Raw genomic sequence first — 6,789 nt, 5'->3', positions numbered from 1 at the left:
GACCGGAAGCCGGTGCTTCACGTCGTCGAAGCTGTAGGTCCCGTCTGCGATCCTGTTGGGCCACGGTGCGGCGATGACGCCGCGGTAGTCCGGGATCGGACCACCCTCCGGGAAGGGGACAATGAGGTCCCTGCCCTGGAACTGCAGGACGCGCAGCGCGGCCGCGCGGGCGGTAACAACGGCCGTGTAACCGCCCGCGTTCAGCGTGAATTCAGTGCTCACAGGCCGCCAGCCAGCTTGTAGTACGCGGCGTTCCAGTTGAGTTCCTTCTTGAACTGTTTGATGGTGGTGCTTTCGTCGATGGTGAGGAGTTCGGTCTTGGCGATTTCGGCGAAGTCCTCGAACACCTCAAGGCCCACCTGCGTGGACAATACCGTGTGATGTGCGGCTCCGGCGGTGAGCCACGCGGCCGCCGAAGTGGCGAAGTCGGGCTTCGGTTCCCACAGTGCGCGGGCAACCGGCAGGTTGGGAAGCGGCTGGTCGAGATCGACGACGTCCACCACATTGGCGACCAAGCGGAAACGGTCACGCATGTCCGAGAGGGCAACAACAATGCCCGGGCCCGCGTCGGTGTCGAACACCATGCGGACGGGGTCTTCCTTGCCGCCAATGCCCAGCGGGTGGATCTCCACGCGCGGCTTCGTGGCGGTCAGGGAAGGGCATACCTCCAGCATGTGCGCGCCCAGGATCTTCTCGCTGCCCGGTTCCAAGTGGTAGGTGTAATCCTCCATCAGCGACGCGCCGCCGGGCAGGTCACCGCCCATGACCTTGGCAGCGCGGACCAGGATGGCGGTCTTCCAGTCGCCCTCGGCGCCGAAGCCGTAACCGTCGGCCATGAGGCGCTGGACAGCCATGCCCGGCAGTTGCCGCAAAGCGCCCAAATCCTCGAAGGACGTGGTGAACGCCGCGGAACCGTTGGCTTCCAGAAAACTCCGGAGGCCCAGCTCGATCTTGGCGCTGTACCTCAACGACTCGTGGCGGGTGCCGCCCGCCTTCAGCTCGTCAGCCACCTCGTAAAGGCGCTCGTACTCCGCTACCAAGGCGTCGACGTCGGACTCTTCCGCGCCGTGCACAGCGTCGGCGAGCTCATTGACGGACCAAGTGTTCACTGAGACGCCGAAACGAAGTTCCGCTTCGGTCTTGTCACCTTCGGTGACGGCGACATTGCGCATGTTGTCGCCGAAACGGGTCAGCTTCAGCGTGCGCACGGCGGCCCAGCCGGCCGAGGCGCGCTGCCACGTACCAACCTGACGGGCAACCTCAGGATTGGAAACATGTCCGACGACGGTCTTCCGCGGCACGCCGAGGCGCGACTGGATATACCCGAACTCGCGGTCGCCGTGGGCTGCCTGGTTGAGGTTCATGAAGTCGAAATCGATGTCAGCCCAAGGCAGGTCCCGGTTGGCCTGTGTGTGCAGGTGCAGCAGAGGCTTGCGGAGCGCATCCAAGCCCTGGATCCACATCTTGGCGGGGCTGAAGGTGTGCATCCACGCCGTCACGCCAATCACGGAGTCATCCGAGTTGGCTTCCAGCGCTGTGCGGCGGATGGCATCGGAATCGGTGAGGACCGGCTTCCATACGAGCTTCACCGGAACATCGCTGCTGGCGTTCAGGGCGTTGGCAATCTCCTGCGACTGCGCTGCGACCTGCTTGAGGACGTCCTCGCCGTAAAGGTGCTGGCTGCCGGTGAGGAACCAGACCTCGTACTGCCCCAGGGAGGTGGAGTTGGCGGACGTGTTGTTGGCGCTGGGCATGGTGGCTCCTGGGTGTTCTTGGGTTTTGTGAGCTGGCTTCTGGCTGACCGGGTTAGCGGCCGTAAACGTTCTGGTATCGGTCGAAGAGGGACTCGATCTTGGCTTGATCTATGGGCAGGGGAGCGCCGAGCTGACGGGAGATGTGGACTGTCCTGGCCACTTCCTCGCACATCACCGCTGCTTTGACGGCGCTGCGGGCGTCCTTGCCGATGGTGAAGGGTCCATGGTTTTGCATCAGGACCGCGGGCGAGTTGGAGTTTTTGAGGGTCTCAACGATGCCTTGGCCGATCGAGTCGTCACCGATGAGGGCAAAGGGCCCTACGGGGATGGGACCGCCGAACTCGTCGCCCATCATGGTCAGGACGCAGGGGATTTCCTCCCCGCGGGCAGCCCAGGCCGTGGCGTAGGTGGAGTGGGTGTGGACCACGCCGCCTACCTCGGGCATGTGCCGGTAGACATAAGCATGCGCGGCCGTATCCGATGACGGGGAGAGGTCCGGGTTGCCCCAGTCCACAGTCCCGGCACTTCCGGTGTTGATGCCCCGCACAGGTGTGCCATAAAGATCAGTGACCACCATGAGCTCGGGCGTGAGGTCGTCATAGGAAACGCCCGAAGGCTTGATGACCATGAGGTCGTGCCCGGGGATACGGCCCGAGACATTGCCCGCGGTCCACACCACCAGTTCGTAGCGGGTGAGTTCTGCATGCAGCTCGCAGACTTCCTTGCGGACCTTCGCGATGGTTTCCAACAGTGTGCTCATGCGGAGGCTCCTTCAAGGCTGTTGGACCGGGCCGACCCTTGTGCCGAGCCCTGAATGGCGGCTCGTTGGATGGACTTGAGGCGGTGCATGACGTTGTTGGTGCCGCGGCCGAAGTAGTCGTGAAGGGCTTTGTATTCCTGGAAGAGGACCTCGTAGGCCGCCACGTTTTCGGGGATGGGGGTGTACACCGCGCCGGGAGCAGCTGCCATGGAGGCTGCGGCTTCGCGGATGTCCTTGTACTTCCCGGCAGCTACAGCGGCGTGGATGGCCGAGCCCAGCGCTGGGCCCTGCTCAGACCCGATAGTGGAGAGCTGCAAGCCTGTGATGTCAGCGTAGACCTGCATCAGGAACTTGTTCTTCAGGAGCCCGCCGGCCACGATGAATTCCTTGACCGGGACACCCGAGTCGCGGAAGGCGTCAACAATGGTGCGGGTTCCGAACGCCGTTGCCTCCAGAAGCGCACGGTAGGTGTCTTCGGGCTTGGTGGCCAAGGTCTGGCCCACAACGACTCCTGAAAGTTCGTGGTCGACCAGCACTGAACGGTTGCCCGAGTGCCAGTCCAGGGCGATCAGTCCGTGCTCGCCGATTGCCTGCTTCTCCGCGAGTTCGGTCAGGTATTCGTGGATACCCAGGCCCTTGTCTTTGGCGGCCTGGTGATACTCCGGCGGGACACCGTTCTTGGTGAACCAACCAAAAATGTCGCCAACGCCGGACTGGCCGGCTTCGTAACCCCAGAGGCCGTCGACGATGCCGCCGTCCACTACCCCGCACATGCCGGGGACTTCGCGGAGCACGTCGCCGTTCATGACATGGCAGGTGGAGGTGCCCATGATGGCCACGAGCTGTCCGGGTTCAACAGCGTTCGCGGCCGGCGCGCTGACGTGGGCGTCCACGTTGCCCACAGCCACGGCAATTCCCGCTGGAAGGCCGGTCCATGCTGCGGCTTCTTCGGTGAGGTATCCCGCGGCATCGCCCAGCCGGCCAATGGTGTGCTCCAGCTTTTCTGACACGAAGCCCTTGAACTCAGGGTTCAACGCCGCCAGGAAGTCCTCGGAGGGGTATTTTCCGTCCTGGTAAATTCCCTTGTAGCCGGCGGTGCAGGCGTTGCGGACGTAACTGCCGCAGAGCTGCCAGACAATCCAGTCAGCAGCCTCGACCCAGTGGTCCATGGCGCCGTAGACTTCCGGGTCTTCCTCGAGAAGCTGCAGTCCCTTGGCGAATTCCCACTCGGAGGAGATCAGGCCGCCGTAGCGGGGAAGCCATGCTTCACCTCGTTCTTCAGCGAGCTTGTTGATTCGGTCAGCTTGAGGTTGGGCCGCGTGGTGGCGCCACAGCTTCACGAAAGCGTGCGGCCGGTCCGCGAAGCGTTCCAGTTCGTTCAGCGGCGTGCCGTCCGCCGTCGTCGGAACCATGGTGCAGGCGGTGAAGTCCGTAGCAATACCCACCACATGTTCCGGGTTGATCCCGGCATCGGCGACGGCGGCCGGTACAGCATTGCGCAGAACGTCGCGGTAGTCGTTGGGGACCTGAAGCGCCCAGTCAGCGGGAAGCCGCTGGCCGCTGCCGGGCAGTTTTTCCGACACGACGGCGTGCGGGTACTCGAACACGCCGCTGCCAAGTTCTGCACCGTCCGATACACGCACGACGACGGCGCGTCCGGACAGGGTGCCATAGTCCACGCCGATGACGAACTGCTCGTCCAGCGGGAGGTTTTCAGAGGTATTCATGGGGTCTCCATCCGGCTGGCCAAGGCCTCATTGCCGGGGGTCGGGGTGGAAAAGTGAAGAAGGTCTGATGTAATTGTTAGCGCTCACAACTTTGATGTCAAGAGCGGGTGGTGTCGAACCGGTGCTCATAGCGGAAGCTGGCCCCGAACGCCCCCAAGTGGCTCGCAGTAGATGCCGCTTTGAGGGCTCACATCGGCATCTACTGCCGGCTCAGTTGGGTGCGGGGGCCGTGGTGGAGCGGACCACCAGGCGGGGCGTGACGGTGGCTGCCTCGCGGGTTGTGCCGCCGTCCAGACGGTCCAGCAGCAGGCCGATGCACCTCTGTCCGAGTTCCTCGAAGTCCTGCGCCACGGTTGTCAGTGGAGGGATGAAGTAGGCGGACTCTGGCTGGTCATCGAAGCCCACAACGCTGATGTCGCCGGGAACCTGCACGCCTGTCTCGTTGAACGCACGCAGCACACCGAGTGCCATCTGGTCATTGGCCACGAACAGGGCAGTGACCGAACGGTCGGCAGCGATCTTCAGGCCTGCGCGGTAGCCGCACTCTGCACTCCAGTCGCCCTCGATCAAGGTTGCCGGTTCCAGGCCGGCCTCCACCAGGGCCTCCTGCCACCCGTCAATGCGGGCAGCGGCGTCAATCCAGTCGGCAGGTCCGGACAGGTGGCCTATCCGCTGATGTCCAAGGCTCAGGAGGTGCTCGACGGCGAGCTTGGCACCTTGGCGCTGGTCTACTGTGGCCCCCGTGAGGTGCTCATCGCCGATGGAGCCAACAGCAACCAAAGGCACCTGGGCGGTGATGTCTTTGAGAACGTCAAAGGTCCCCGGATGGGGGACGGTGACTACTACGCCGTCAACGCCTTGGTCCATGAAGTGTGCCATGGCGTCCTTGATGGTCTCCGGAGTGACTTCCCGCAAGCCCGCAACGCTGACGAAGTAGCCTGCATCCCGTGCCGCATGCTGAACGCCGAGGAGCGTGTGCGACGGTCCGTACTGCGCCATTTCACTGCCGAGAACCCCAATGGTTTGCGAGCGTCGCGTGACCAGGCTGCGTGCCGCAGTGTTCCTGCGGTACCCAAGCTCCGTGATTGCTTGTTCCACACGCTCACGCGTCTTGGAACTCACGTTCGGGTGGTTGTTCAGCACCCGGGAAACGGTCTGGTGGGAAACTCCCGCCACGCGGGCAACGTCCTCCATGACGGGGGGACGGGCTGGTGCAGATTGATCTGAGCTCACCCTGTCACGATAGATCACCGGCACCCATGATCAACCCAGGGCCACCTTGGCGGCGTAGTGGCGGTACCTTGCTAGGAACGGGGCGGTTCCCTCGGAATCCTGTGGCATGACGTCGACGCCATCCAGGGGCCATTCCGGCAACTGGCCTGTCAGGACACCGGCTGCCTGCCGGGCGGCCCCATCTGCGACGTACTCGCCGGGCCGGGGTATGAAGACCGGCAGCCCAAAGGCCGATGCTGCAACTTGCTGGACGGCTTCTGATTGCGCGCCTCCACCCACCAGGATGATGCGTTGGGCGGAAACGCCTTGGGCCTGCAGTGCGGCGAGTCCGTCCGCCAACGAACACAGGACGCCTTCCACCGCTGCCCGCGCCAGGTTGGCCGGCGTGTAGTTGGAAACGGTGATGCCGTGGAGCGAGCCCGTCGCGTCGGGCAGGTTGGGTGTGCGTTCGCCCTCGAAGTACGGCACCAGAGTCAGCCCGTCAGCACCCTCTGGAGCGGAGAGCGCCAGGACGCCCAGTTCCTCTAAACCCACGCCGAGCAATGCGGCAGTGGCATCAAAGACCCTTGTCGCGTTGAGCGTGCAGGCAAGAGGAAGGAAGTTGCCCGTGGCATCGGCGAAGCCGGCAACCAGTCCGCTGACATCCTGCGCCGGGACGTCCGACACCGCGAATACGGTCCCGGAAGTTCCAATGGAAATGACCACATCCCCGACGGCGGCACTTACGCCCAGGCCTGCTGCGGCGTTGTCACCTGCTCCGGGTCCGATCAAAGCGCCACCAGGCGTCTTGCCCGCAGCTTCCAGGGGCCCGACCACGACCGGAAGGACGGGAACATGACCGAGCGTGCTCTTGAGCACCTCCGGAAGGTAACCGCCACCGGCGGCTGAGAAATAGCCCGTGCCGGAGGCGTCCGACCTGTCGGTGCGGAGTAGCTCCAGCGATGCCGGCCCGCTGCCTGGACCATGTCCGGCGAGACGCCAGGACAGCCAGTCGTGAGGCAGGCAAACTGCGGCAGTTCGTCGGGCATTCTCCGGTTCATGCCGTGCCAGCCAGCGAAGCTTGGTGGCAGTCAACGAAGCAACAGGTACGGTTCCGGTGGTGGACGCCCAGAACGAGGCCCCGGCGGCAGCATCCCCATTCCCGGCTTCGAGGATCAGCTCCTCGGCGTCGGGTGCGGAGCGGGTGTCGTTCCACAGGAGCGCGGGACGCACTACGTTTCCGGATTCGTCCAAGCACACCATCCCGTGCTGCTGGCCGCCAACGGACACAGCCTCGACGTCGTCCAAGCCGCCTGCCTCCGTGATGGCTTCCTGG

5 protein-coding genes and 1 pseudogene are annotated in these 6,789 nt (G+C 64.1%); all 6 read right to left on the bottom strand.

Annotated elements, in window-relative coordinates; all coding sequences use genetic code 11:
* Positions 1–222 (bottom strand): annotated as a pseudogene (locus tag HP499_RS18525) (galactose mutarotase); the annotation flags it as partial.
* Positions 219–1,754 (bottom strand): L-arabinose isomerase, encoded by a 1,536-nt coding sequence (gene araA / locus HP499_RS18520; RefSeq protein WP_172325655.1) that lies wholly within the window; start codon positions 1,752–1,754, stop codon positions 219–221. The pseudogene HP499_RS18525 and the gene araA, both read right to left, overlap by 4 nt.
* A gap of 52 nt (positions 1,755–1,806) precedes the next feature.
* Entirely contained in the window at positions 1,807–2,514 is a 708-nt protein-coding gene (locus HP499_RS18515) for an L-ribulose-5-phosphate 4-epimerase (RefSeq protein ID WP_172325654.1), read from the bottom strand.
* Complete coding sequence (araB, locus tag HP499_RS18510) at positions 2,511–4,241, bottom strand: ribulokinase (RefSeq protein WP_172325653.1); 1,731 nt, start codon at positions 4,239–4,241, stop codon at positions 2,511–2,513. Before araB ends, HP499_RS18515 begins: the two co-directional genes overlap by 4 nt.
* A 210-nt stretch (positions 4,242–4,451) precedes the next feature.
* The gene (locus HP499_RS18505; protein ID WP_172325656.1) at positions 4,452–5,435 is read right to left on the bottom strand and encodes a LacI family DNA-binding transcriptional regulator; all 984 of its coding nucleotides are present in this window, start codon (positions 5,433–5,435) and stop codon (positions 4,452–4,454) included.
* Positions 5,436–5,504: 69 nt separating this feature from the next.
* A partial coding sequence (locus HP499_RS18500) for an FGGY-family carbohydrate kinase (RefSeq protein ID WP_172325652.1) occupies positions 5,505–6,789 on the bottom strand: 1,285 nt, incomplete at its 5' end.

This window comes from Paenarthrobacter sp. CM16 (assembly GCF_013179505.1).
Classification (GTDB): Bacteria; Actinomycetota; Actinomycetes; order Actinomycetales; family Micrococcaceae; genus Arthrobacter.
Note: the sequence above shows the minus strand (reverse complement) of the source record. Positions and strands in the feature narration are given on the sequence as shown.

Excerpts from the sequence above, each read along its gene's own strand:
- HP499_RS18505 (WP_172325656.1), bottom strand. The coding sequence starts at position 5,435 with ATGGAGGACGTTGCCCGCGTGGCGGGAGTTTCCCACCAGACCGTTTCC.
- araA (WP_172325655.1), bottom strand. The coding sequence starts at position 1,754 with ATGCCCAGCGCCAACAACACGTCCGCCAACTCCACCTCCCTGGGGCAG.
- HP499_RS18515 (WP_172325654.1), bottom strand. The coding sequence starts at position 2,514 with ATGAGCACACTGTTGGAAACCATCGCGAAGGTCCGCAAGGAAGTCTGC.
- araB (WP_172325653.1), bottom strand. The coding sequence starts at position 4,241 with ATGAATACCTCTGAAAACCTCCCGCTGGACGAGCAGTTCGTCATCGGC.